This window comes from Streptomyces physcomitrii (genome assembly GCF_012273655.1).
In the GTDB taxonomy this organism is placed as follows: Bacteria; Actinomycetota; Actinomycetes; order Streptomycetales; family Streptomycetaceae; genus Streptomyces; species Streptomyces physcomitrii.
Map to the genome: position 1 here is coordinate 118,701 of NZ_JAAWWP010000013.1, position 22,923 is coordinate 141,623.

21 protein-coding genes are annotated in these 22,923 nt (G+C 73.0%); 8 read left to right on the forward strand and 13 right to left on the reverse strand.

The window, feature by feature from the left end; genetic code table 11:
* Positions 1-227: 227 nt before the first annotated feature.
* On the forward strand, positions 228-626 hold the full coding sequence (locus HFV08_RS21120; protein ID WP_168541358.1) for an anti-sigma factor antagonist: 399 nt from the start codon (positions 228-230) through the stop codon (positions 624-626).
* Here the strand turns inward: HFV08_RS21120 and HFV08_RS21125 are convergent.
* The gene (locus HFV08_RS21125) at positions 616-1,569 is read right to left on the reverse strand and encodes an ROK family protein (RefSeq protein ID WP_168541360.1); all 954 of its coding nucleotides are present in this window, start codon (positions 1,567-1,569) and stop codon (positions 616-618) included. The genes HFV08_RS21120 and HFV08_RS21125 overlap by 11 nt on opposite strands.
* A gap of 188 nt (positions 1,570-1,757) precedes the next feature.
* Here HFV08_RS21125 and HFV08_RS21130 point away from each other — a divergent pair, with 188 nt between their 5' ends.
* On the forward strand, positions 1,758-2,744 hold the full coding sequence (locus HFV08_RS21130; protein ID WP_210430593.1) for a LacI family DNA-binding transcriptional regulator: 987 nt from the start codon (positions 1,758-1,760) through the stop codon (positions 2,742-2,744).
* 24 nt (positions 2,745-2,768) lie between these two features.
* Here the strand turns inward: HFV08_RS21130 and HFV08_RS21135 are convergent, their stop codons facing one another.
* The 6 genes from HFV08_RS21135 to HFV08_RS21160 form a co-directional block, all read right to left on the reverse strand.
* A complete protein-coding gene (locus tag HFV08_RS21135; protein ID WP_168541514.1) occupies positions 2,769-4,514 on the reverse strand; it encodes a serine/threonine-protein kinase in 1,746 nt (581 codons plus the stop codon).
* 86 nt (positions 4,515-4,600) lie between these two features.
* On the reverse strand, positions 4,601-5,887 hold the full coding sequence (locus tag HFV08_RS21140) for a DUF6986 family protein (protein WP_168541362.1): 1,287 nt from the start codon (positions 5,885-5,887) through the stop codon (positions 4,601-4,603).
* 139 nt (positions 5,888-6,026) lie between these two features.
* Positions 6,027-6,989, reverse strand: a complete 963-nt coding sequence (locus HFV08_RS21145) for an electron transfer flavoprotein subunit alpha/FixB family protein (RefSeq protein WP_168541364.1) — start codon at positions 6,987-6,989, stop codon at positions 6,027-6,029.
* Between the two features lie 58 nt (positions 6,990-7,047).
* The gene (locus HFV08_RS21150; protein WP_168541366.1) at positions 7,048-7,833 is read right to left on the reverse strand and encodes an electron transfer flavoprotein subunit beta/FixA family protein; all 786 of its coding nucleotides are present in this window, start codon (positions 7,831-7,833) and stop codon (positions 7,048-7,050) included.
* A gap of 257 nt (positions 7,834-8,090) precedes the next feature.
* A complete protein-coding gene (locus HFV08_RS21155; RefSeq protein WP_168541368.1) occupies positions 8,091-8,600 on the reverse strand; it encodes a flavin reductase family protein in 510 nt (169 codons plus the stop codon).
* Between the two features lie 211 nt (positions 8,601-8,811).
* Positions 8,812-9,225, reverse strand: a complete 414-nt coding sequence (locus tag HFV08_RS21160) for a TlpA family protein disulfide reductase (protein WP_168541370.1) — start codon at positions 9,223-9,225, stop codon at positions 8,812-8,814.
* A gap of 77 nt (positions 9,226-9,302) precedes the next feature.
* Between HFV08_RS21160 and HFV08_RS21165 the strand changes: the two genes are divergently transcribed.
* Positions 9,303-9,719, forward strand: coding sequence for a DUF4395 domain-containing protein (locus tag HFV08_RS21165; RefSeq protein WP_168541372.1), 417 nt, complete (start codon positions 9,303-9,305; stop codon positions 9,717-9,719).
* 178 nt (positions 9,720-9,897) lie between these two features.
* Positions 9,898-10,617, forward strand: coding sequence for a lysophospholipid acyltransferase family protein (locus tag HFV08_RS21170; protein WP_168541374.1), 720 nt, complete (start codon positions 9,898-9,900; stop codon positions 10,615-10,617).
* A gap of 25 nt (positions 10,618-10,642) precedes the next feature.
* Here the strand turns inward: HFV08_RS21170 and HFV08_RS21175 are convergent, their stop codons facing one another.
* From HFV08_RS21175 to HFV08_RS21195, 5 genes are all read right to left on the reverse strand, one after another.
* On the reverse strand, positions 10,643-11,971 hold the full coding sequence (locus HFV08_RS21175) for a chloride channel protein (RefSeq protein ID WP_168541376.1): 1,329 nt from the start codon (positions 11,969-11,971) through the stop codon (positions 10,643-10,645).
* 428 nt (positions 11,972-12,399) lie between these two features.
* The gene (locus tag HFV08_RS21180) at positions 12,400-13,095 is read right to left on the reverse strand and encodes a B3/B4 domain-containing protein (RefSeq protein WP_168541378.1); all 696 of its coding nucleotides are present in this window, start codon (positions 13,093-13,095) and stop codon (positions 12,400-12,402) included.
* A 454-nt stretch (positions 13,096-13,549) separates the two neighbouring features.
* Entirely contained in the window at positions 13,550-14,623 is a 1,074-nt protein-coding gene (locus HFV08_RS21185; protein ID WP_168541380.1) for a threonine aldolase family protein, read from the reverse strand.
* Positions 14,624-14,628: 5 nt separating this feature from the next.
* A complete protein-coding gene (locus tag HFV08_RS21190) occupies positions 14,629-15,393 on the reverse strand; it encodes an SDR family NAD(P)-dependent oxidoreductase (protein ID WP_168541516.1) in 765 nt (254 codons plus the stop codon).
* A gap of 26 nt (positions 15,394-15,419) precedes the next feature.
* On the reverse strand, positions 15,420-16,847 hold the full coding sequence (locus tag HFV08_RS21195) for a DUF6421 family protein (protein ID WP_168541382.1): 1,428 nt from the start codon (positions 16,845-16,847) through the stop codon (positions 15,420-15,422).
* A gap of 276 nt (positions 16,848-17,123) precedes the next feature.
* Here HFV08_RS21195 and HFV08_RS21200 point away from each other — a divergent pair, with 276 nt between their 5' ends.
* Positions 17,124-17,807 (forward strand): glycerophosphodiester phosphodiesterase, encoded by a 684-nt coding sequence (locus HFV08_RS21200; RefSeq protein ID WP_168541518.1) that lies wholly within the window; start codon positions 17,124-17,126, stop codon positions 17,805-17,807.
* Between the two features lie 71 nt (positions 17,808-17,878).
* Here HFV08_RS21200 and HFV08_RS21205 read toward each other — a convergent pair whose 3' ends face one another.
* Positions 17,879-18,433 carry a GNAT family N-acetyltransferase gene (locus HFV08_RS21205; protein WP_168541384.1) on the reverse strand — a complete coding sequence of 185 codons (555 nt, stop codon included), beginning with the start codon at positions 18,431-18,433 and terminating at the stop codon, positions 17,879-17,881.
* A 79-nt stretch (positions 18,434-18,512) separates the two neighbouring features.
* Between HFV08_RS21205 and HFV08_RS21210 the strand changes: the two genes are divergently transcribed.
* The 3 genes from HFV08_RS21210 to HFV08_RS21220 all read left to right on the forward strand — a co-directional run bounded on the left by HFV08_RS21210 (position 18,513) and on the right by HFV08_RS21220 (position 22,832).
* The gene (locus HFV08_RS21210) at positions 18,513-18,905 is read left to right on the forward strand and encodes a VOC family protein (RefSeq protein ID WP_040255986.1); all 393 of its coding nucleotides are present in this window, start codon (positions 18,513-18,515) and stop codon (positions 18,903-18,905) included.
* A 349-nt stretch (positions 18,906-19,254) separates the two neighbouring features.
* Complete coding sequence (locus HFV08_RS21215; protein ID WP_168541386.1) at positions 19,255-20,121, forward strand: SCO6745 family protein; 867 nt, start codon at positions 19,255-19,257, stop codon at positions 20,119-20,121.
* Between the two features lie 281 nt (positions 20,122-20,402).
* Positions 20,403-22,832, forward strand: coding sequence for a Tex family protein (locus HFV08_RS21220; protein WP_168541388.1), 2,430 nt, complete (start codon positions 20,403-20,405; stop codon positions 22,830-22,832).
* Positions 22,833-22,923: the final 91 nt, after the last annotated feature.

A 22,923-nucleotide genomic window follows, 5' to 3' on the forward strand; every position in this document is an offset into this window, starting at 1 on the left:
GCAAGAGCCCCGAGTGTGCCCGGGGCCGTCAAGGGCGACCCCGGCCCTTCACACCATCGTGTGGCGCTCTGTACCGGGAAGGCGTACACCGCCCGCCCGCGCCGCCCGGCTCCCCTACCGTGACCGGCACAACGCTCCGTACATCCGGCCACCCGTGCGCCTGGCCACGGGTCCCGTTCGATGCCGCCCGCCGCGTCCGCGGCGGGCGACGGGCATGGGGGAGTTTCATGCAGCAGGGGGATCAACTCGTCCTCGTCGCACAGGACCCGGAGGCCACTCCGAGGGTCCACCACCGCGAGGGCTTCACCGTGGTCGAACTCCACGGCGAGCTCGACATTCTCGCCTTCCATCACACCGCGCCGCTCCTCGACGCCCTGAGCGGCGAGCAGGCCCCCGCGATCGTCGTGGACCTGCACCGCACCACCTTCTGCGACTGCTCGGGCCTCGGCCTGCTCGCCCGTACGAGCAGACGCGCGGCCGAGCACGGCGGCCGGGTCCTGCTGGTCTGCACGCACCCTCTGCAACGGCGGATCCTCGCTCTCACCGGACTCGACCGGAGCCTGCCGCCGCACACCACCCTCGACGAGGCGCTGGCGGCGGCCGCGGCAGCACCGGTCAGCCGATGACGCTCGCCTCGCGCGGCGCACCGCCGAGCGCCGCGGCGGCCGCGCCGACCAGTCCGGCGTCCGTCCCCATCCGGGCGGGGGCGACACTCAGTCCGCGTACGAAGGACAGGGTGGCGTACTCCTGAAGTGCCGTCCGCAGCGGTCCGAAGAGGACCTCGCCGGACTTCGCCACTCCCCCGCCGATCACGGCGATGTCGATCTCCACCAGGGTCGCCGTCGCCGCGATCCCGGCGGCCAGCGCCCGCGCCGCCCGCACGAAGGAGGCGGCGGCGACCGGGTCCCCGGCCTCGGCCGCGGCGGCCACCGCGGCGGCGGTGGGCTCGGCGTCCCCGGCGGGCCGCCAGCCCTCGGCCAGCGCGCGCCGCGTGATGTTCGGCCCGCTCGCGATCCGCTCCACACAGCCGCGCGCCCCGCAGGGGCAGGGGTCGCCGTCGAGGTCCACGCTGATGTGGCCGATGTGCCCCGCGTTGCCGGTGGGGCCCGAGTGCAGCGCCCCGCCGAGGACCAGCCCGCCGCCGACACCGGTGGAGACCACCATGCACAGGGCGTTGTCATGCCCCTTGGCGGCGCCCTGCCAGTGCTCCGCGGCGGCGATGGCCACCCCGTCGCCGACCAGCTCCACGGGCAGCGCCCCGGTCAGTTGCCGTACGCCGTCCACCAGGGGAAAGCCGCGCCAGCCGGGGATGTTGACCGGGCTCACCGTCCCCGCGGAGGCGTCCACCGGACCCGCGCTGCCGATGCCGATCGCCCGTACCGCGGGCCACAGCACCGAGGAGGTCAGCTCGGCGAGCACCGCCTCGACGGCACGCATCACCGACTCGCCGCTCTCCTGGGCCGGGGTGGGCCGCTGCCCGCGCAGCACGATGCGCCCACTGCTGTCGACCAGAGCTCCGGCGATCTTGGTCCCGCCGATGTCGAGCGCGGCGACGAGGTCGGTGTGCATCAGTGTGAGTTCTCCCTGAGGAAAAGAGCAGGCCTTGAGTCTGCAACAGACAGTCTCCCCCACTCTTGACAACGTTGTCCAGGCTCTATGCTCAAACCCACATCCTCACACCGATACCGACGACAGGACAGTACACCGTGGTCGAGACCAATCGACGGGCAGAGAACCGCTACGGAAACCGGCCCACGATGAAGGATGTGGCCGCCCGGGCGGGGGTCGGGCTCAAGACGGTCTCGCGGGTGGTCAACGGCGAGTCGGGAGTCACCGCCGACACCGAGCGGCGGGTCCAGGAGGCGATCGAGGCGCTCGGCTTCCGGCGCAACGACAGCGCCCGGGTGCTGCGCAAGGGCCGCACCTCCAGCATCGGCCTGGTCCTGGAGGATCTCGCGGACCCCTTCTACGGCCCGCTCAGCCGCGCGGTGGAGGAGGTCGCCCGCGCCCACGGCGCCCTGCTCATCAACGGTTCCAGCGCCGAAGACCCGGACCGCGAGCAGGAGTTGGCGCTCGCCCTGTGCGCACGGCGGGTGGACGGTCTGGTGATCATCCCGGCCGGGGACGACCACCGCTATCTGGAGCCCGAGCTGCGGGCCGGGGTCGCCACCGTCTTCGTCGACCGCCCCGCGGGGGGCATCGACGCCGATGTGGTGCTCTCCGACAACTACGGCGGCTCCTACACCGGCACCGCCCACCTCATCGCCCACGGCCACCGCCGGATCGGCTTCATCGGCGACCAGGTCGGAATCCACACCGCCGCCGAGCGGCTGCGCGGCTACCAGGCGGCGATGGAGGACGCCGGGCTCCCCGTGCACGAGAGCTGGGTCTCCTCCGGGGACACCCACCCGGAGCGGGTCCGCAAGGCCGCCGAGTCGATGCTCACCGGCAGCGAGCCGGTGACCGCCCTCTTCGCGGGCAACAACCGGGTGACGGTGACCGCCGTGCGGGTGCTCGCCGGACCCGGGCACCACGCGGCGCTGGTCGGCTTCGACGACTTCGAGCTGGCCGATCTGCTCAGCCCCGCCGTCACGGTGGTCGCCCAGGACTCCGCCCAGATAGGGCGCACCGCGGCCGAGCGGCTCTTCCGCCGTCTCGGGGGCACCCCTCTGGAGGCGGAGCGCATCGAGCTTCCGGTGCGCCTGATCGCCCGCGGCTCCGGCGAACTGCCGCCCGCGGGCTGAGGCGCCGACGCTCCGGGGTGCCCGTCAGCAGTACGGCAGTCCGGGCACCGGGGCGTCGTCGGCGCCGCCCTTGATGTTGACCACGTTCACGAAGACCTGGGTGTTGCCGCTGTCGTCGTCGGTCTTGGCGGACCAGATGTTGGTGTACTTGCCCGCGTTCTCCCGGCGGCCGAGGTTCTGCTGGCAGAAGAAGTAGCTGGTGCCCGCGCGCAGGATCCCCGCCTCGGCCCCGGCCGCGGTGTACGAGGTCGCGGTGCGCCACACCTGGCAGTTGAACTTCCCGCCGCCGATGCCGTGGCAGACCGGCGCCGCCTCCCCTCCCGGCCGACCGGGGGGCTTCGGTTTCGGCTTCGGCTTCGGCGCCTTGCTCCTACCGGCCGGGGAGTCCGGCTTCGCGGAGGCGGCAGGCCGGTCCCCGCCCTTCTCCGGGCGGGGCCGGGGCTTCTTCTCGCCGCCGGGGGCTCCGCGGCTCCCCTCGGCCGAGGGCTCGCGCGCGCTCCCGGACGAGGCGCCGCCGCTCCCGGCCTCGTCCGCGGTCCCGTCCGAACCGTTCATCAGGGCGAGACCGGTCGCGGCGACGGCGAGCACCACGGCCACCGCCACCGCGACGAGGAGGACCGGCCCACGGCGCTTGCTCTCACCGCGCCGCGGCTGCGGACGGGTGTCCCGGCGCGGCGGCTGCCCGGCCGGCGGCTGCCCGGGCCCGTACGGCGTCGCGGGCGCCCCCTGCTCCCAGCTGCCGGGCGCGCCCGCCTGGTGGGCCGCGGGTGCCTCGCCGAAGGCGGCTCCGGCGGCGGGCGGGCCGAACGCGGCCGCGGGAGGCGCCGCGGGCGGGTATCCGTAACCCCCGTGGGACAGCGGGGAGTTCGGGGTGGTGGGCCGCTCGGCCCCGGGTCCCGGCGGCGGTGCCGTCTGCCCGGCCGCGACCGCGCGCAGCTGCGCCGCCGCCTCCTCGGCCCCCGGCCGCCACCGCGGGTCCTTGTGCAGCAGCCGCTCCAGTACGGGCATCAGCGCACCGGCGCGCCGTGGTACGGGCAGCGGCTCGGCGACGATCGCGGAGAGCGTCGACCAGGTGGACGTACGGCGGAAGGGGGAGGCGCCTTCCACGGCCGCGTACAGGGTGGCGCCCACCGCCCAGAGGTCGGAGGCGGGACCCGGCTGCTGCCCCTGGGCGCGCTCCGGGGCCAGGAAGTCGAGGGAGCCGACGATCTCGCCGCTGCGGGTCAGACGGGAGGTGGAGCCGTCCCCGGGGTCGTCCATGGTGGCGATGCCGAAGTCGGTGAGCACGGTGCGGCCCGAGCGGTCGCACAGGATGTTGCCCGGTTTCACGTCGCGGTGCAGGACGCCCACCGCGTGCGCCGCGGCGAGGGCTTCGAGGACATCGGCGCCGAGGGCGGCGGCCTCGCGCGGGTCGAGGAGGCCGCGCTCGCGGAGTATGTCGTCGAGGGAGGGCCCGTCCACGAGCTCCATCACGATCAGCGGCCGGCCCTCGACCTGGGTCACATCGTGCACCGCGATCACCCCGGGGTGGCGCACCCGGGCGGCCGCGCGGGCCTCGCGCCGCATCCGCAGCTGCATGTCGGCGAGTTCGGGGCCCGCGGTGTCCGTATAGGTCCGCAGCTCCTTGACGGCGACCTCGCGGCCGAGGACCTCGTCCACGGCCCGCCAGACGACGCCCATCCCGCCGCGGCCGAGCTGCGCTACGGTCCGGTAGCGCCCGGCGAGCAGTCTGCCCGCGCCGTGCGCCTCCTGGTGCTCCCCCGTGTCCACCACTGCCCCGTTCCTGCGACGCCTCGTGCTGTGCGGGACAGCCTACGGGCAGCCACCGACAGCGCCGAACGTCCCGCCCGGCGCGGTCAGTTCGCGGGCTTCCCGGCCGCGCTTCCGGGTGCCGCGAAGGCCTCCAGGTCGGCCCGGGTCAGTCCGCTGCGCCGGGCGACCTCGCCGATGTCCAGGGCGCCGCAGTCCAGTCCGCGCAGCAGTTGCGCGCTGAGCGCCCGGGCCGTGGCGGGTTCGTCGAGCACCTGTCCCGGGGTGCTGTTGGCGTACGCGGCGAGGCGGCCCGCGGCGGCCGGGAGCAGTTCGCGGTGGAAGGCGAAGACGGCGGCGTACCGGGTGGGCAGCTGCGCGGGGTGCATGTCCCAGCCCTGCCAGTAGGCGCGGGCGAGGGCCCGCCGGACCAGCCCGTAGTGCAGCCGCCAGGCCTCGTGCACCTTGGGGGTGCCGCCGACCGGCAGCACATTGCTGGAGCCGTCGGAGAGCCGTACGCCGGTGCCCGCGGCGGCCACCTGCATCACCGACTTGGCGTGGTCGGCGGCGGGGTGGTCGCTCGACTGGTGGGCGGCGGCCACCCCGAGGGCCGCGCTGTAGTCGAAGGTGCCGTAGTGCAGTCCGCGGGCCCGGCCGCGGGCGGCGTCGATCATGCGGGCGAGGGTGACGGTGCCGTCGGGGCCGAGGACCGCCTGGCTGGTCTCGACCTGGATCTCGAACCCGAGGGCGCCGTACGGGAGTTGGTGGGTGCGCTCGAAGCGGGACAGCAGGACGTCCAGGGCGGAGACCTGTTCCGGGTAGCTGACCTTGGGCAGGGTGAGCACGAGTCCGGCGGGCAGCGGGCCCTGCCGGATGAGCGCGGTGAGGAAGATGTCCAGGGTGCGGATGCCCCGCTCGCGTACGGCGGCCTCCATGCACTTCATCCGGATCCCGAAGCCGGGCGGCGCGGAGCCCTCGGCGTGGGCCTCGGCGAGCAGCCGGGCGGCGCGGGCGGCGTCGGCGTCCTCCTCGGCGGCGGAGCGGCCCCGGTAGCCGTCCTCGAAGTCGACCCGCAGGTCCTCCACGGGTTCGCTCTCCAGCTTGGCCCGCACCCGCGCGTACACCGTCTCGGCGAGTTCTCCGTCGAGGCCGAGCACCTGCCCGAAGGACTCGGCGTCCGGGGCGTGTTCGTCCAGCGCGTCCAGGGCCCGGGCGCCCCAGGAGCGGACGGTGTCCGCGGTCAGGTCGTGGGCCGGTACGTAGACGGTGTGCACGGGCTGCCGGGTGCCGGGGTCGCCCGGGTAGCGGCGGGCCAGTTCGGCGTCCACGGGGGCGAGGAGGGTCGCGAGGGTCTCGGTGACCGAGCCGCCCAGACTTGTCGCCGACTGCTCCATGCGGTCCTCCTCGGTGGGCCGGTTGACTGCCGCGCGTGACGCTAACCAGGGCCGGGGGCCAGGTCAACGAGGCCGGGAAGCGGGCGAGCCCCCGCGACCTCGGGTCACGGGGGCTCGGTCCGGCCGCGGCCGGGGGTGATCAGCCCTTGCGGGTCTTGATCTCCTCGGTCAGCTGCGGGACGACGTTGAAGAGGTCGCCCACCACACCGAAGTCGACGAGGTCGAAGATCGGCGCCTCCTCGTCCTTGTTGACCGCGACGATGGTCTTCGAGGTCTGCATACCGGCGCGGTGCTGGATCGCGCCGGAGATGCCGTTGGCGATGTACAGCTGCGGGGAGACCGACTTGCCGGTCTGGCCCACCTGGTTGGTGTGCGGGTACCAGCCCGCGTCCACGGCGGCGCGCGAGGCGCCCACCGCGGCACCGAGGGAGTCCGCGAGGGCCTCGATGACCGGGAAGTTCTCGGCGCCGTTGACACCGCGGCCACCGGAGACGACGATCGCGGCCTCGGTCAGGTCCGGGCGGCCGGTCGACTGACGCGGCGTACGGGAGACGACCTTGGTGCCGGTGGACTTCTCACCGAAGGACACCGACAGCGCCTCGACCGTGCCCGCGGCCTGGGCCGGCTCGACCGCGGCCGAGTTCGGCTTCACCGTGATGACCGGAGTGCCCTTGGACACACGGGACTTGGTGGTGAAGGAGGCGGCGAACGCGGACTGGGTGGCGACCGGGCCCTCGTCCCCGGCCTCGAGGTCCACGGCGTCGGTGATGATGCCCGAACCGATACGGACCGCCAGGCGGGCGGCGATCTCCTTGCCCTCCGCGGAGGACGGCACCAGGACGGCGGCCGGGGAGACCGCGTCGTAGGCGGCCTGCAGCGCGTCCACCTTCGGCACGACGAGGTAGTCGGCGAACTCCGGGGCGTCCGCGGTGAGGACACGTACCGCACCGTGCTCGCCGAGGACGGCGGCGGTGGACTCGGCACCCGCGCCGAGGGCGACCGCGACCGGCTCGCCGAGGCGGCGGGCCAGCGTCAGCAGCTCCAGGGTGGGCTTGCGGACGGCACCGTCCACGTGGTCGACATAGACGAGAACTTCAGCCATGGGACTTCTTCTCCTGCGAATGCGAAGGATCTGGGGCGGTGGAAGGGGTGACCGAAGCTCAGATGAACTTCTGGCTCGCGAGGAACTCCGCGAGCTGCTTGCCGCCCTCGCCCTCGTCCGTGATGATCTTGCCCGCGGTACGCGCGGGGCGCTCGGTGGCGGAGTCGACCTTGGTCCAGGCACCCTCCAGGCCGACCTCCTCGGCCTCCAGGCCCAGGTCGGACAGGTCCCAGGACTCCACCGGCTTCTTCTTGGCCGCCATGATCCCCTTGAAGGAGGGGTAACGGGCCTCGCCGGACTGGTCGGTGACCGAGACCACGGCGGGCAGGGAGGCCTCCAGCTCCTCGGTGGCGGCATCGCCGTCCCGGCGGCCCTTCACCACACCGTCCGCGACCGAGACCTCGGAGAGCAGCGTCACCTGCGGCACACCCAGACGCTCCGCGAGCAGCGCCGGTACGACACCCACCACACCGTCGGTCGAGGCCATACCGGAGACGACCAGGTCGTAACCCGCCTTCTCGATCGCCTTGGCCAGCACCAGCGAGGTGCCGACGGCGTCGGTGCCGTGCAGATCGTCGTCCTCGACGTGGATGCCCTTGTCCGCACCCATCGACAGCGCCTTGCGCAGCGCGTCCTTCGCGTCCTCGGGACCGACCGTCAGCACGGTGATCTCCGCGTCGTCGGCCTCGTCCGCGATCTGCAGCGCCTGCTCGACCGCGTACTCGTCCAGCTCGGACAGCAGACCGTCGACATCGTCCCGGTCCACGGTCAGGTCATCGGCGAAGTGCCGGTCGCCGGTGGCGTCGGGCACGTACTTCACAGTGACAACGATCCTCAAGCTCACGCCGGCTCTCCTACTGCATCGTCATTTCTACTGCTGCTCTGTCGGGGGCAGCATAGGCGCCTCAAGCGGCGGTTTCAGGTCGAGGCGTCGGGGCCTCGCACCCAATATTACTCGCCAGTACACCCGGTTCGTTACCTGGGAGCAAGCGCCGTGAGCTGTGACCTTCACAACCTGCTCCACTTCTAACCCGGCGCGGCGGGAAGGGAACTGTGATCTTCCCTACTCTGCGTGACCCGGCGCCGCGTGACCCCCGCCGCTCAGGCGCTCAGCTCGCCGAAGCGGCCCTGGTGGTAGAGGAGGGGCCCGCCGGTGCCGGGGGTCTGGCCCGCGACCGCCTCGGCGAGCACCAGCCGGTGGTCGCCCGCCGGGACCCGCGCCACCACCCGGCACACCAGATAGGCGAGGACGCCGTCGAGCACCGGGACGCCCTCGGGGCCCTCGGCCCAGCGGGTGGGGGCGGCGAAGCGGTCGGCGCCGCTGCGCGCGAAGGTGGCGGCGAGTTCCCGCTGATGGGCGCCGAGGACGTGGACCCCGACGTAGGAGGCCTCGGAGACGGCGGGCCAGCTGGAGGCGGAGGTGCCGATCCCGAAGGAGACCATCGGGGGTTCGGCGGAGACGGAGGTGAGGGAGGTCGCGGTGAATCCGGTGGGTATCCCGGCGCGGGTGGCGGTGATCACCGCGACACCGGCGGCATGGCGCCGGAAGACGGAGCGCAGGAGATCGGGCGAGGCGGGCAGTGCCGTACCGAGGCCGGGCGAGACCGTCATGGAGTTGTCCTTCTGCTTCGGGGACGCGGAACCGGGCGGCGGATGCTCAGCAGGGCCGACAGCGGGTGCCGGACTCGGTGGCGGGGTCCACGGGGGCGCTCCCGGGCGCGCTCGGAGGCAGAGAGGATGACGGCCGCATGGCTTCAGGCTGTCGACCGGCGGCCTTGGCAGTCAAGCCGGTTCCGGCATCTGGGAGACGGGTCACGGCCGCTCAGACCGCCTCTCCGAGGGCGGCGATCACATCCGCCGTGCGCGGCTGGCCCGCGGCCCGGCGGACGATGCCGCCCCGCGCGTCGAGGACCAGCACGGTCGGCGTCTTGAGGATGCCCAGTTCCCGTACGAGCGGCAGGCGTTCCTCGGCGTCGATCTCCACATGCGTCACCCCCGGCACCATCGCGGTGACCTCGGCGAGCACCCGCCGGGTCGCCCGGCAGGGCTGGCAGAAGGCGCTGGAGAACTGGACCAGGGTGGCGCGCTCCCCCAGTGGTCCGCCCAGTTCGGCCGCGTCCAGCCGCCGCCCGCGATCGCTCTCGCGCACTCTCACCCTCCCGTCGCGGCGCCGGTGGAGCACGCCGAAGAGGCCCGCCGCGGCGAGCACACCGATGGCCACCCAGAGTCCTGTCATCGAAGGGGTGCAGCGTTCACGAGACCGCAAAGATTCCCGGGTGCCCGTGCGGACTTCGGTGGGCGATCCTTGCGGGCATGGACATCGATGTGCGCGGACCCCGATTCGGTGCGGCGGTGACCACCGCCGTCCTCCTCGCCGTACTCGCTCTGGACAGCGGGTATCTGCTGGCCTTTCAGACGCTCTGCTTCGCGCTCGGCGCGGCGGGCGGGGTGGGGCGCTCGCCCTATGGCCTGCTGTTCCGGACCCTGGTGCGCCCGCGCCTCGGTCCGGCCACCGAGTTCGAGGCGCCCGCCCCGCCGCGGTTCGCCCAGGCGGTGGGTCTCGGCTTCGCCCTGCTGGGCCTTCTCGGCCACTTCGTCGGCCCGCAGTGGCTGGCCTATTCGGCGACGGGGGCGGCTCTGGCGGCGGCCTTCCTCAACGCGGCCTTCGGCTACTGCCTGGGCTGCGAGGCCTATCTGCTGCTGCGGCGGGTGGGGCCGGCGAGGGGTTGAGAGGGCAATGTGCCGCAATGTGTCAACGACGTGACGAGAATCTCGCGGAACGGGGGCACCAGCTCTGGCCACGCGCTCGTTGATGGGGCACGATCGGCGAAACGCCGAAAACCTACGGCAGCGTAACTTTCCGCAGGGAGCCCTCTCCCGAGGAATACAAGAAGGGTCCTCCCCCTCCATGGCAGAGCTCGTCTACCGCCCGGTCATCGGCTTGGCGCTCACGATGTTCAAGGCGCTCGACCTGAAGATCGACCTCAAGGGTTCGGAGAACATTCCGCGCTCGGGCGGTGCCGTGCTCGTCAGCAACCACATCAGCTACCTGGACTTCATCTTCAACGGTCTCGCCGCCCGCCCGCAGAAGCGCCTGGTGCGCTTCATGGCGAAGGAGTCGGTGTTCCGGAACAAGATCTCCGGTCCGCTGATGCGCGGCATGAAGCACATCCCGGTGGACCGCAAGCAGGGTGAGGCCGCCTACGACCACGCGCTGGACTCGCTGCGCTCCGGGGAGATCATCGGCGTCTTCCCCGAGGCCACCATCTCCCAGTCCTTCACGCTGAAGAGCTTCAAGTCGGGCGCCGCCCGCCTCGCCCAGGAGGCGGGGGTGCCGCTGATCCCGATGGCCGTCTGGGGCACCCAGCGGATCTGGACCAAGGGCCAGCCGCGCAACTTCAAGCGCAACCACTTCCCGGTGACCATCCGCGTCGGCGAGACGATGGAGGCGCCCCGGGACGAGTACGCGGGCGCGATCACCCGGCGGCTGCGCGAGCGCGTCGGCGAGGTCCTCGAACTGGCCCAGCGCGCCTACCCGGGCCGCGCCAAGGGACCGGAGGACTCCTGGTGGCTGCCCGCGCACCTGGGTGGCACCGCACCGACGGCGGCCGAGGCGCGCACCGCCTGAGCCCGAAGTCCGGAGCCTCGCGGCGTCAGGGCGCCGAGGGCCCCGCGGGCAGCAGCTCGGTGGTGACGAAGGAGGTCACCACGGCGAGGATGACCACGGGGATCGTCTCGGAGCCGCCGAGCAGCAGGACCACCAGGAGCACACTGCTGACCGGCAGCCGCAGGATCCCCGCGGCCGCCGCGGCGAGACCGGCGGCGAGGCCCGGTACGACACCGAGGCCCGGCAGCGGCGAGGCCAGCAGGCCCGCGGCGCCGCCGAGGAACAGCGCGGGGAACACCGGCCCGCCGCGGAGACTCCCGAGGCAGAGCGCGTAGGCGGCGGACTTCAGCAGCAGCACCGCGACCAGGGCGCCGATGGGCCAGGCGTGCGGGTCCGCGGCCAGCGCGGCGAGCGTGGCCTGCCCCGAGGAGGCCACCTCCTCCGGTGAGCGGTCGGTGAGCAGGGCGTAGAGCGCCGCGCAGCCGCCGGCCGCCGCGGCGCACAGCACCGTGGCGGCGCGCGGGCGGGCCGCGGTGAGCCCGGCGGCCTTCCGCCCGCCGAGGAGCGCGAGGCGTACGAGGACGGCGACGGCCACCGCGAGCGGCACCGCCCAGAGCACGTCGCCCGCGTCGAGTCCCGGCCGCGGACCGGGGATCTTCAGACCCAGGCTGCCGGTGTCCAGGCCGGTCCAGCGGCCGAAGCCGGTGAAGACCAGCGCGCCCACCCCGCTCGACAGGAGCGCCGGGAGGATCACGGCGAAGAGCTGGGGGCCGCCGATCCCGGCCACCTCGATCAGGAGCACCCCGGCGATGACCGGGCTGCCGAAGATCGCCGCGATGGCGGCCGCGGCACCGGCGGCACCGAGCAGGGCGGTGCTCTGCGCGCTCGCGGGGCCCCGCGCGAGGTCTTTCAGGAGCAGCGCGAGCCCGCCGCCGAGGGCGATCAACGGGGCCTCCGGTCCGAGTACGGCGCCGAAGGGGAGGCTCGCCGCCGCGGCCAGGAGCACCCCGGGCAGCGTGACCGGCGGGGTGCCGCCCGCGTGCAGTCCCGCCACCGGCAGATGGCCGCCCGCCCCCGGCAGGTGACGCGCCACCAGGCCCACCATGATCCCGGCCAGTGCCAGCAGCGGCAGCGGCCACCACCAGGCGGGGTCCGCGTGCCCGAGCGCCGAGGGCACCTCCTGCCACAGCAGATGCTCCAGTTGGTGCAGGCCGACCAGGAACCAGAAGGCCGCGAGCGAGACCGGGATGCCGATCAGTCCGCTGAACACCAGGGCCCTGCGGTAGGCGGGTGTCCGCAGCATCTCCCGCAGCCGGTCGGCCTCCCGCGAGTCCGCCGGCTCGGAGGGATCGGCTGCCGCCTCGTGCTGGGTCATCGGATGCGCTCCCGCTTCGGGCGCCCCGCGGAAGGGAGCGCCTGCCGTCTCCCCAGGAGAAGCGAGGTCGGTCCGGGGCGCGAGCGGAGGGGGCACGGGACGGGACCTGCGCCTGCGCGTTCCGAAGGAAGCCGCCGGGCACATCCGAGGGGAACGGCGGGGACTTCCGCGGGGAGCGGCCGGGGCTTCCCCGGGGACGATCCGCTCACCGAAGCGCCCGGGAGGACCGCCACGGGACCCGTGGGACTCAGCGCGGGAAAGGGCCCGAACGGCTCAAGCGCGGACCTCGCCCCCGGACCTCACCGACTCGGAGCCGCACCCGGGGACTCAGTGCCGTACGCGAGCGATCACGGCGGACCACCCGCAACCGGCGGCCACCCGCCCCGCGATCGCCGGGCTGCCCGCCCCCTGTCCCCCCGATCCCTCCGCTACGAGACTGCCGGACGCACCGTGATCCGCGCACCGGGGCTGAACTTCGCCAGGAGTTCGGCGAGTTCGTCCCCGGCGGCTTCCAGCGCGGAGTGCTCGAAGGGCGGCAGTGCCTCCAGGAGGAAGAGCGCCGAGACGGAGTCCTCGGTGAGCCGGGTGCGCACCCCCTGCCGCCAGTTCCAGCGGCGGCAGGTCACCCCGGCGCCGTCCCGCCAGACCACCTCGCCGGGTTCGGGGTGCTCGACCGCCGCCTCCCCCGCGGCCACGGTGGCGAACTCCTCCTCGCCGGTGGCCCGTACGAGCCGCATCCCGCCCTGGATCCGGTCGGCGTCCTCGCCGCCCACCGGGATGAGGTGGGCCACGCTGATCGCGTTGTAGAGGTCGACGAGCGCGTTGATCCGGGGCAGCCCGCCCTCCGCGAGGGCCCGCCTGGCGAGCGCCTCGGCGGAGTTGCGGGTCCGCGAGGGCTTGGCGCCGAAGGCGGTGTACGCGGCGCGCCAGGCGGCGAGGTGGGGGTCCTCGTGCGGGGCGCGACCGCCGAGCCGGTCGGCCAGCCGCCCGGCGGCCTCGTCGAGCAGGGCCGAACTCGCCTCGGTGCTGGACCCGTTGACCAGTCCGGTGGCCTCCACGGCGACATGGGTGAAGCCGGGCGCGAGGGCGCGTACCTCGTCGGAGACGGTCAGTTCCAGGGTCATCGTGCTCTCGTCCTCGGGTGGTCGGGCGGTGCGCCGGACAGCGGCGCGCGGTGCGTCCCGCAGCGGTACGGATCCTGCGGCGCGGCGGGGAGCCAGGCCCGGAGCCGCTCGCGGTCGGCGGCGCCCCTGAGCGCGTCGAGCACCAGGGGATGCGGTGCAGCATACAGTACGCCACAGTCCAGCCCATTGGACTCCGAGTCCAAGGCGAAGGCTAGGCGCTCCTCACCGAGCAAGGCCCCGCACCGATGCCCGGAGCGCGCGCAATCGCGTCCCGTACGGACGATCGGTCCCGTACGGACGATCAGGCAGCGCACGCGGACAGCAGGAAGCGCACGGGGACAAAGCGAAGTCCCCTGCCGCATCGCGCCGTGGGCGCGTGTGGCAGGGGACCTGGTCCGCGAGGGTACGGTCACGGGCCGCCGAGGGCCGGTGGACCGTGATCCGGCGGGATGGCTCAGGCGGCGGCCATCTCCTCCTTCACGGCGGCGACGAAGCCGTCGACGTCGTCCTGGGTGGTGTCGAAGGAGCACATCCAGCGGACGTCGCCGGCGTTCTCGTCCCAGAAGTAGAAGCGGTAGCGCTTCTGCAGCCGGCGGCTGACCTCCTGCGGCAGGCGCGCGAAGACCGCGTTGGCCTGGACCTCGTGCAGGATCTCGACCCCGCCGACACCGCGCACGCCCTCGGCGAGGCGGGCGGCCATCTCGTTGGCGTGGCGGGCGTTGCGCAGCCACAGGTCCTTGGCGAGCAGCGCCTCCAACTGCACCGAGACGAAGCGCATCTTGGAGGCCAGCTGCATGGAGAGCTTGCGCAGATGCTTCATCTGCCGCACCGCGTCGGGGTTGATGACGACGACGGCCTCCCCGAAGAGCGCGCCGTTCTTCGTCCCGCCGAGGGAGAGGATGTCGACGCCCGCCGCGTTGGTGAAGGTCCGCATCGGTACGTCGAGCGAGGCGGCCGCGTTGGCGATGCGGGCGCCGTCCAGGTGCACCTTCATCCCGTGGCGGTGGGCGTGCTCGCAGATGGCCCGTATCTCCTCGACCGTGTAGACGGTGCCGAGTTCGGTGTTCTGCGCGAGGGAGACGACCTGCGGCATGGCCCGGTGCTCGTCCTCCCAGCCCCAGGCCTGCCGGTCGATCAGCTCGGGGGTGAGCTTGCCGTCCGGGGTGGGCACGGTCAGCAGCTTGATGCCGCCGACGCGTTCCGGGGCGCCGCCCTCGTCCACGTTGATGTGCGCGCTCTCGGCGCAGACCACCGCGCCCCAGCGGTCGGTGAGCGCCTGGAGTGCGACGACGTTGGCGCCGGTGCCGTTGAACACCGGGAAGGCCTCGGCGCTCGCCCCGAAGTGCCCGCGGATCACCTGCTGGAGGTGGTCCGTGTAGTCGTCCTCGCCGTAGGCGACCTGGTGGCCGCCGTTGGCCACGGCGAGTGCGGCGAGGACCTCCGGGTGCGCGCCCGCGTAGTTGTCGCTGGCGAAGCCGCGGACCTCGGGGTCGTGGTGGCGGCGGGCCGCGGTGCGGGAGCTCGTCACGGGGTTCACGGCTTCTCGGTCAGCCACAGACGGTTTCCGTTCACTTCCCGGGCGGGCTTCTCCCAGACTCCGGCGATGGCCTCGGCCAGGTCCGTCACGTCGGTGAAGCCCGCGAACTTCGCGTTGGGGCGTTCCGCGCGCATCGCGTCGTGCACCAGCGCCTTGACCACCAGGATGGCAGCCGCCGCGCGCGGGCCGTCCTCGCCCCCCGCCTTGCGGAAGGCGTCGCCGAGCGCGAGCGTCCAGGCCTCGGCCGCCGCCTTGGCCGCGGAGTAGGCCGCGTTGCCCGCGGTGGGCTTGCTGGCACCGGCCGCGCTGATGAGCAGGAAGCGGCCCCGGTCGCTGCGCTGGAGCGGCTCCTGGAAGGCGAGCGAGGTGTGCTGCACCGTACGGATCAGGAGGTCTTCGAGGACTTCCCAGTCGGCGAGGTCGGTCTCGGCGAAGTTGGCGCTGCCGCGCCAGCCGCCGACGAGGTGCACCAGCCCGTCCACCCGGCCGAAATCCTTCTCGATCCTGCCGACCCACTCCTTGGTGGAGGCGAGGTCGAGCAGGTCCACGGTGTCGCCGGTGACGGTGGCGCCGCCGTGCGCGTAGCGGGCCGCGTCCACCGCCTCGGCGAGCCGGGCGGCGTCGGCGTCCGCCGCCGCGACCGTGGCGCCCGCCTCCGCGAGCCGCAGCAGGGCCGCGCGCCCCGCCGGGCCCGCGGCGCCCGCCACGGCGACGACCGCGCCGTCGAGCGGACCCTGACCGAGCGAACCCTGACCGTTCATCCTCGCCACCTCCACGCCTTCGCTGCTCACGCTGCTCCCGCCGCGAGAAGGGGCTGTGCGCCGTCCTCGTCGGCCGCGGTGATCCCCTTGGTCGAGGCGATCACGTCCTTGAGCTTCTTCCTCAGGGCCTCGTAGAACATGCTGAGCGGAAACTCGTCCGCGAGCACCTCGTCGACGAGCTTGCGCGGCGGCAGCGAGGTGTCCAGGGCGTCGGGGCCCTTGGCCCAGCGCGAGCCGGGGTGCGGGGAGAGGAAGCGGGAGACCAGCTCGTACCCGGCGAACCAGTGGACGAGCTTCGGGCGGTCGATGCCGTCGCGGTAGAGCTGCTCGATCTCGCCGCAGAGCTGGTTGGTGACCTGCGGGGCGCGCTCCCAGTCGATGCGCAGGGTGTTGTCGGTCCAGCGGACGACGTCGTGCTTGTGGAGGTAGGCGAAGAGCAACTGGCCGCCGAGACCGTCGTAGTTGCGGACGCGCTCACCGGTGACCGGGAAGCGGAACATCCGGTCGAAGAGGACCGCGTACTGGACGTCCCGGCCCTGCGGTACGCCGTCCGCCTCCAGCTTCACGGCCTCCTTGAAGGCGGTGAGGTCGCAGCGCAGCTCCTCCAGGCCGTACATCCAGAACGGCTGGCGCTGCTTGATCATGAACGGGTCGAAGGGCAGGTCGCCGTGGCTGTGGGTGCGGTCGTGCACCATGTCCCAGAGGACGAAGGCCTGCTGGCAGCGCTCCTGGTTTTCGATCATCTCGGCGATGTCCGCGGGCAGTTCGATGCCGAGGATGTCCACGGAGGCCTTGGTGACGCGGCGGAAGCGGGCCGCCTCGCGGTCGCAGAAGATGCCGCCCCAGCTGAAGCGCTCCGGGGCCTGGCGCACCGCGATGGTCTCCGGGAAGAGCACCGCGGAGTTGGTGTCGTACCCGGCGGTGAAGTCCTCGAAGGTGATGCCGCAGAAGAGCGGGTTGTCGTAGCGGGTGCGCTCCAGTTCGGCGAGCCAGTCGGGCCAGACCATGCGCAGCACCACGGCCTCGAAGTTGCGGTCCGGGTTGCCGTTCTGGGTGTACATCGGGAAGACGACGAGGTGCTGGAGGCCGTCCTCGCGGTGCGCGGCGGGCTGGAAGGCGAGCAGCGAGTCGAGGAAGTCGGGGACCTCGAAGCCCCCGTCGGCCCAGCGGAGCAGATCGGTGACAAGCGCGTCCAGGTAGGCGGCGTCATGCGGCAGCAGGGGGGCCAGCTCGCGGACCGCGGCGACGATCGCGTCCACGGCGCGGTGGACCTCCGGCGCGGCCGGGGCGCCCTCGGCGGTGAGGTCGATCGAGCCGTCGGCCGACTGCCAGGGCCGCAGGGTCTCCACGGCGTCCTTGAGCCTCGGCCAGGCCGGCTGCTCGACGACTCTGCTCCCGGTGACTACGGGAGAAACCGCCCCTGCCACACCTGCCTGCACAAAAATTTCCGTCATGACGCATCCTCCACGGGACAACCTCGCGTACACCCACCGTAAGCGCACACCATTGCCTCCACAAGGGGACCTTGCTGGAGATCTTCCCGTGACCTTGCCGATTCACCGCTCTTTTTCCCGTCAGCCGCCCACGAGCGGCGGTACGGGCCGGAACCGCAACCGAACGTGATTCCTCCCCGCCGATACGGTTACATCCCCGGCGGGTCCCGTTAAGCTGCGCCAATGCCGTACGCACGGGCCGGGAGCGCAGCTGCCGTCGACGAAAGCGAGCCTGCCTTGAACTTCGTCACCATCGGTCACCGCGGAATCATGGGCGTCGAGCCCGAGAACACCCTGCGTTCGTTCGTCGCCGCCGAACAGGCGGGACTCGATCTCATCGAACTCGATCTCCACCTCAGCAAGGACGGCGCCCTCGTCGTCATGCACGACACCGAGGTCGACCGCACCACCGACGGCCGGGGGCCGATCGCCGAGAAGTCGCTGGCGGAGCTGCGCGGACTGGACGCGGGCAAGGGCGAGCGGATCCCGGTCTTCGAGGAGGTCCTGGACGCGGTGGCGGCTCCGCTGCAGGCCGAGATCAAGGACGTCGCCGCCGCCCGCGCCCTCGCCGAGGTCATGCACCGCCGCGAGCTCAGCGGCCGGGTCGAGGTGCTCTCCTTCCACGACGAGGCGCTGGCGGAGATCTCCCGACTGGTACCGGGCGTACGGACCGCCCTGGTCGCCAGCCGCTACGGCACCGACGTGGTCGACCGCGCACGCGCCGTGGGCGCCGGCTCACTCGTGCTGAACATCCGCCGCCTGACCCTGGAGACGGTGGAGCGCGCCCGCGCGGCCGAGCTGCGGATCATCGGCTGGGTGGTCAACACCCAGGAGCACCTGCGGCTGGTCCGCGCCCTGGAACTGGACGGCGCGACCACCGACTTCCCCGACATCAAACGCACCGGACGCTTCACCGCCTGAGGCCCGTGCGCGCGCGAGCGGCCCCGCCCGCGGACCGCGCGGGGCCCGGGGGGTCCTCACCCTCCGGCCGATCAACCTCCCAGCGGCTTGACCAGCAGCTCGAACTCCAGGTCCGGGCGCTGCGGGATGCCGAAGCGCTCGTCGCCGTAGGGGAAGGGCGTCATGGATCCGGTACGCCGGTATCCGCGCCGCTCGTACCAGGCGATGAGGTCCTCGCGTACGGAGATCACCGTCATGTGCATCTCCTCGGCGGCCCACGCCTCGCGGGCCGTCCGCTCGGCCTCGGCGAGCACGGCCTTGCCGAGCCCGCCGCCCTGCAGCCCCGGCCGGACCGCGAACATCCCGAAGTAGGCCGCGGGGCCGCGGTGTTCGAGCTGGCAGCAGGCGACCGCCTCACCGCCGCGCTCCACCACCAGGAGCCTGCTGCCCGGGGCCCCGATCACCTCGCGGACGCCCTCGGGGTCGGTGCGCTGCCCCTGGAGGATGTCGGCCTCCGTGGTCCAGCCGGTCCGGCTGGAGTCGCCGCGGTAGGCCGACTCGATCAGGGCGACGAGCGCCGGCACATCGCCCTCGGTGGCGTCCCGGAAGACGAGCGTGCCGGTCACCGGACGGGGCGTGGTCTCCATGGCCTGAATCCTCCTGCTGACGAAGCGCTCCCACGGCGCGGACCCCGCGAGCCTAACCCTGCCGGTAGCGTCGGTGGACATGGTGCATGTACTGAGCAGCCGGACCCTCCTCCACCCCACCGACCCCGAGCGCAGCCGCCACTTCTACGGCGAGGTCCTCGGTCTGGAGATCTACCGCGAATTCGGCACCGGCCCGCAGCGGGGCACGGTCTACTTCCTCGGCGGCGGCTACCTGGAGGTCTCGGGCAGCGCCGACTCCCCACCCGCCCCCGGCCTCCAGCTGTGGATCCAGGTCCCCGACGTCGCCGCCGCCCACAAGGAGATCACCGCACGCGGCGCCGAGATCCTCCGGGAGCCCAAGAAGGAGCCCTGGGGCCTGATCGAGATGTGGGCCGCGGACCCGGACGGGGTCAGGATCGCGATCGTCGAGGTCCCGCCGGACCACCCGATCCGCTACCGGCCGGGGATGTGAGGGCGGGGGTACGGGGGCGCGCGGGCGGGGGAGTCCTCCCTCGACCGCCTTTCGGGCACGGTCGGACCGGACACCGTGGAACTGGGCATCGTGCCCTTCTCCGCGCCGCTGGGACTGCCGCCGGGCCCCGGCTTCTGGCTCTACGACCAGCGCCAGGTGGTCACGAGATCTGGCACTCGGAGCTGTGGCTCGACGACACCGCGGGTATCGCGACATAGGAACGCGTGTGGGAGATGCTCCAGGCGAGCGCGGTCTACGGGGCGGCAGCGCAGACCGTGATGGCCGCCGCACGGAAAGCGCTGGGCGCAGGCTGAGGCGCCCCGTACCAACCGGTCGGTAACATACCCCCATGACCACCTCACCACCCGACCGCGCCGCCCGCCGATGCCACAACGTCCTGAACCCGCTGCACTCCACGCACTACTTCTCGCCCGATCTCGCGCCCGCGCTCGCCGAGGTGGGGGTCACGGACCGCCGGGCCGGGTACTTCGCGGTGCGGGCCGCCGCCATGGGGCGGGTCGAGGCGGCTACGGTCACCGCGACCTTCTACAACTTCCGGCCCGAGCTCGTCGCCGCCCATCTGCCCGCGGTCTGGGAGCAGGCGAGCCCGGAGCAGGTGCTCGGCGCCCGGCTGCGGGCCGTCGATGCCACGCTCCGGCGGCTGCTCGGCCAAGAGGCCCTGGATTCCGCCGAGTTGGTCGAGGCCGCCGGACTCGCGCAGCGTGCCACCGAGGCCTGCGCCCCGCATGCCCGGCCGCTGTACGCGGCGCACGCGCGGCTGCCGGTGCCCGAGGAGCCGCACCTCGCGCTGTGGCACGCGGCGACGCTGCTGCGCGAGTACCGCGGGGACGCCCATCTCGCGCTGCTGCTCACCGCCGGGCTCGACCCGGTGGAGGCGCTGGTGAGCCACACCGCCACCGGCAAGGGGATGTCACCGAAGTGGGTGCTCGGGACCCGCGGCTGGTCGCAGGAGGACTGGGACGCGGCGGTGGGGCGCCTCCAGGAGCGCGGGATCCTCGACGCCGGCGGGGAGTTGAGCGAGGCGGGCCTGACGATGCGCAGGGAACTCGAACTGGCCACCGACCGGCTGGACGCGGCACCGTACACGCACCTCGGCGCGGAGGGCGTGGCCCGGCTGACCGAGCTGGCCACCGGCTTGGTGACCACGGCCTTCACCAACGGGGCCTTTCCCGCGGACATGATCGGCAAGGACTGAGCCCGGCAGGCCCGGCACAGCGCGGCCCCAGGGACAGGACGCGGTCGTAGGACAGGGCACAGCCAAGAGACAGCGCGCGCAGCCGACAGGCCAGGCGCAGCCGAGAAGACCGGGCCCAGCCGAGAGACGGGGCGCAGCCGGGAGACGGGGCGTGGCGGAAAGCCACCACGCGGCCGAGCGGCGAGGTGGCGAACTCGCCACTGCCGCCCCCTCCCCCGATTGTCGGTGGCGCCTGCCACAATTGCCGCGCAAAGCTGAAGCGGAGAAGGCGGTACGGGATCGTGACCACAGCCCTCACAGGGTCCATCGAAGGCAGGATCGCCGAGGAACTCGGCGTACGCGAGCGCCAGGTGAAGGCGGCGGTGGAGCTGCTCGACGGCGGCTCGACCGTGCCGTTCATCGCCCGCTACCGCAAGGAAGCCACCGAGATGCTCGACGATGCGCAGCTGCGCACCCTCGAAGAGCGGCTCAGATACCTGCGGGAGCTGGAGGAGCGGCGCGGTGCCGTCCTCGACTCGGTGCGCGAACAGGGCAAGCTGACCGCCGAGTTGGAGGAGCAGATCCGTTCGGCGGCGACCAAGGCGCGCCTGGAGGACATCTATCTGCCCTTCAAGCCGAAGCGGCGCACCAAGGCGCAGATCGCCCGCGAGGCCGGTCTGGAGCCCCTCGCGGAGGGCCTGCTCGGCGATCCCTCGGTCGAACCGGCCGCCGCGGCCGCGGCGTTCGTGGACCCGGAGAAGGGCGTCGCCGACGCGCAGGCCGCCCTGGACGGGGCGCGGGCCATCCTCACCGAGCGGTTCTCGGAGGACGCCGACCTGATCGGGGAGCTGCGCGAGCGGATGTGGGGGCGCGGCCGGCTGGCGGCCAGGGTCCGGGAGGGCAAGGAGGAGGCGGGCGCCAAGTTCGCCGACTACTTCGACTTCGCCGAGGAGTTCACCCGGCTGCCCTCGCACCGCGTGCTCGCCATGCTCCGCGGCGAGAAGGAGGAGGTCCTCGACCTGGTCCTCGAACCGGAGCCCGCGGGCGAGGAACCGGCCGCCGGGACCCCTTCCTCGTACGAGGCGATCGTGGCCGACCGCTTCGGGGTGGCCGAGCGCGGCAGGCCGGGCGACAAGTGGCTGAAGGACACGGTCCGTTGGGCCTGGCGCACCCGCATCCTGGTGCATCTCGGCATCGATCTGCGGCTGCGGCTGCGTACCGCCGCCGAGGACGAGGCGGTCCAGGTCTTCGCGGCGAACCTGCGCGATCTGCTGCTCGCGGCCCCCGCGGGTACGCGCGCCACGCTCGGCCTGGACCCCGGCTTCCGTACGGGCGTGAAGGTGGCCGTGGTGGACGCGACCGGCAAGGTGGTGGCCACCGACGTGATCCACCCGCATGTGCCGCAGAACCGCTGGGAGGAGTCGCTCGGCAAGCTGGCGCGGCTCGCGAAGGAGCACGCGGTCGAGCTGATCGCCATCGGCAACGGCACGGCCTCCCGCGAGACCGACAAGCTCGCCGGTGAACTCATCGCGGGGCACTCGGAGTTGAAGCTGACCAAGGTGATGGTCTCGGAGGCGGGCGCCTCGGTGTACTCCGCCTCGGCCTTCGCCTCGCAGGAGCTGCCCGGCATGGACGTCTCGCTGCGCGGGGCGGTGTCCATCGCCCGCCGGCTTCAGGACCCGCTGGCCGAGCTGGTGAAGATCGACCCGAAGTCGATCGGTGTCGGCCAGTACCAGCACGACCTGTCCGAGGTGAAGCTCTCCCGCTCCCTCGACACCGTGGTCGAGGACTGTGTGAACGGCGTGGGCGTCGATGTGAACACCGCCTCGGCGCCGCTGCTCGCCCGGGTCTCCGGGATCGGCTCCGGTCTCGCCGAGAACATCGTGGCGCACCGCGACGCGAACGGCCCCTTCCCCTCGCGCAAGGCCCTCAAGTCGGTGCCCCGGCTGGGCCCGAAGGCGTACGAGCAGTGCGCGGGCTTCCTGCGGATCCGCGGCGGCGAGGACCCGCTCGACGCCTCCAGCGTGCACCCGGAGGCCTATCCGGTGGTGCGCAGGATGGGCGAGAGCTCCGGCAGCGAGGTGGCGGCGCTGATCGGCAACACCGCGGTGCTGCGCGGGCTGCGGCCGGAGTCCTTCGTGGACGACAGCTTCGGGCTGCCGACCGTCACCGACATCCTCAAGGAGCTGGAGAAGCCCGGGCGCGACCCTCGGCCCGCCTTCAAGACCGCCACCTTCAAGGAGGGCGTCGAGAAGATCGCGGACCTGGCCTCGGGGATGGTGCTGGAGGGCGTGGTCACCAATGTGGCGGCCTTCGGCGCCTTCGTGGACATCGGTGTGCACCAGGACGGTCTGGTGCATGTCTCGGCGATGTCGCGGACCTTCGTCAAGGACCCGCGCGAGGTGGTCAAGCCGGGCGACATCGTGAAGGTGAAGGTCCTCGACGTCGACATCCCGCGCAAGCGGATCTCGCTGACCCTGCGCCTGGACGACGAGGCCGCACCCGGCAGCGAAGGACCCGGCCCCCGTGCGGAGCGCGGCGGCCGGCGCGGCGGCGGCCGCCCCCCGCAGCAGCGCCGGGAGCGCACCGGCCGCGGGAACGGCGGTAGTTCGGGCGGCGGCGGTACGGGCGGCAGCGCGGGCGGCGGCCGTCCGCAGGCCGCACCGGCAAACAGCGCGATGGCGGACGCCCTGCGACGCGCGGGCCTGGTGGACCCGAAGAAGAAGCGCTGAGCCGGGCGGGCCGAGAGCCCGGCGCGGGAGGCGGGTGCCGGTGACGGCGGCCCGCCTCCCGCGCCGCTCGGGGCAGCACCCCCCTGGCGCG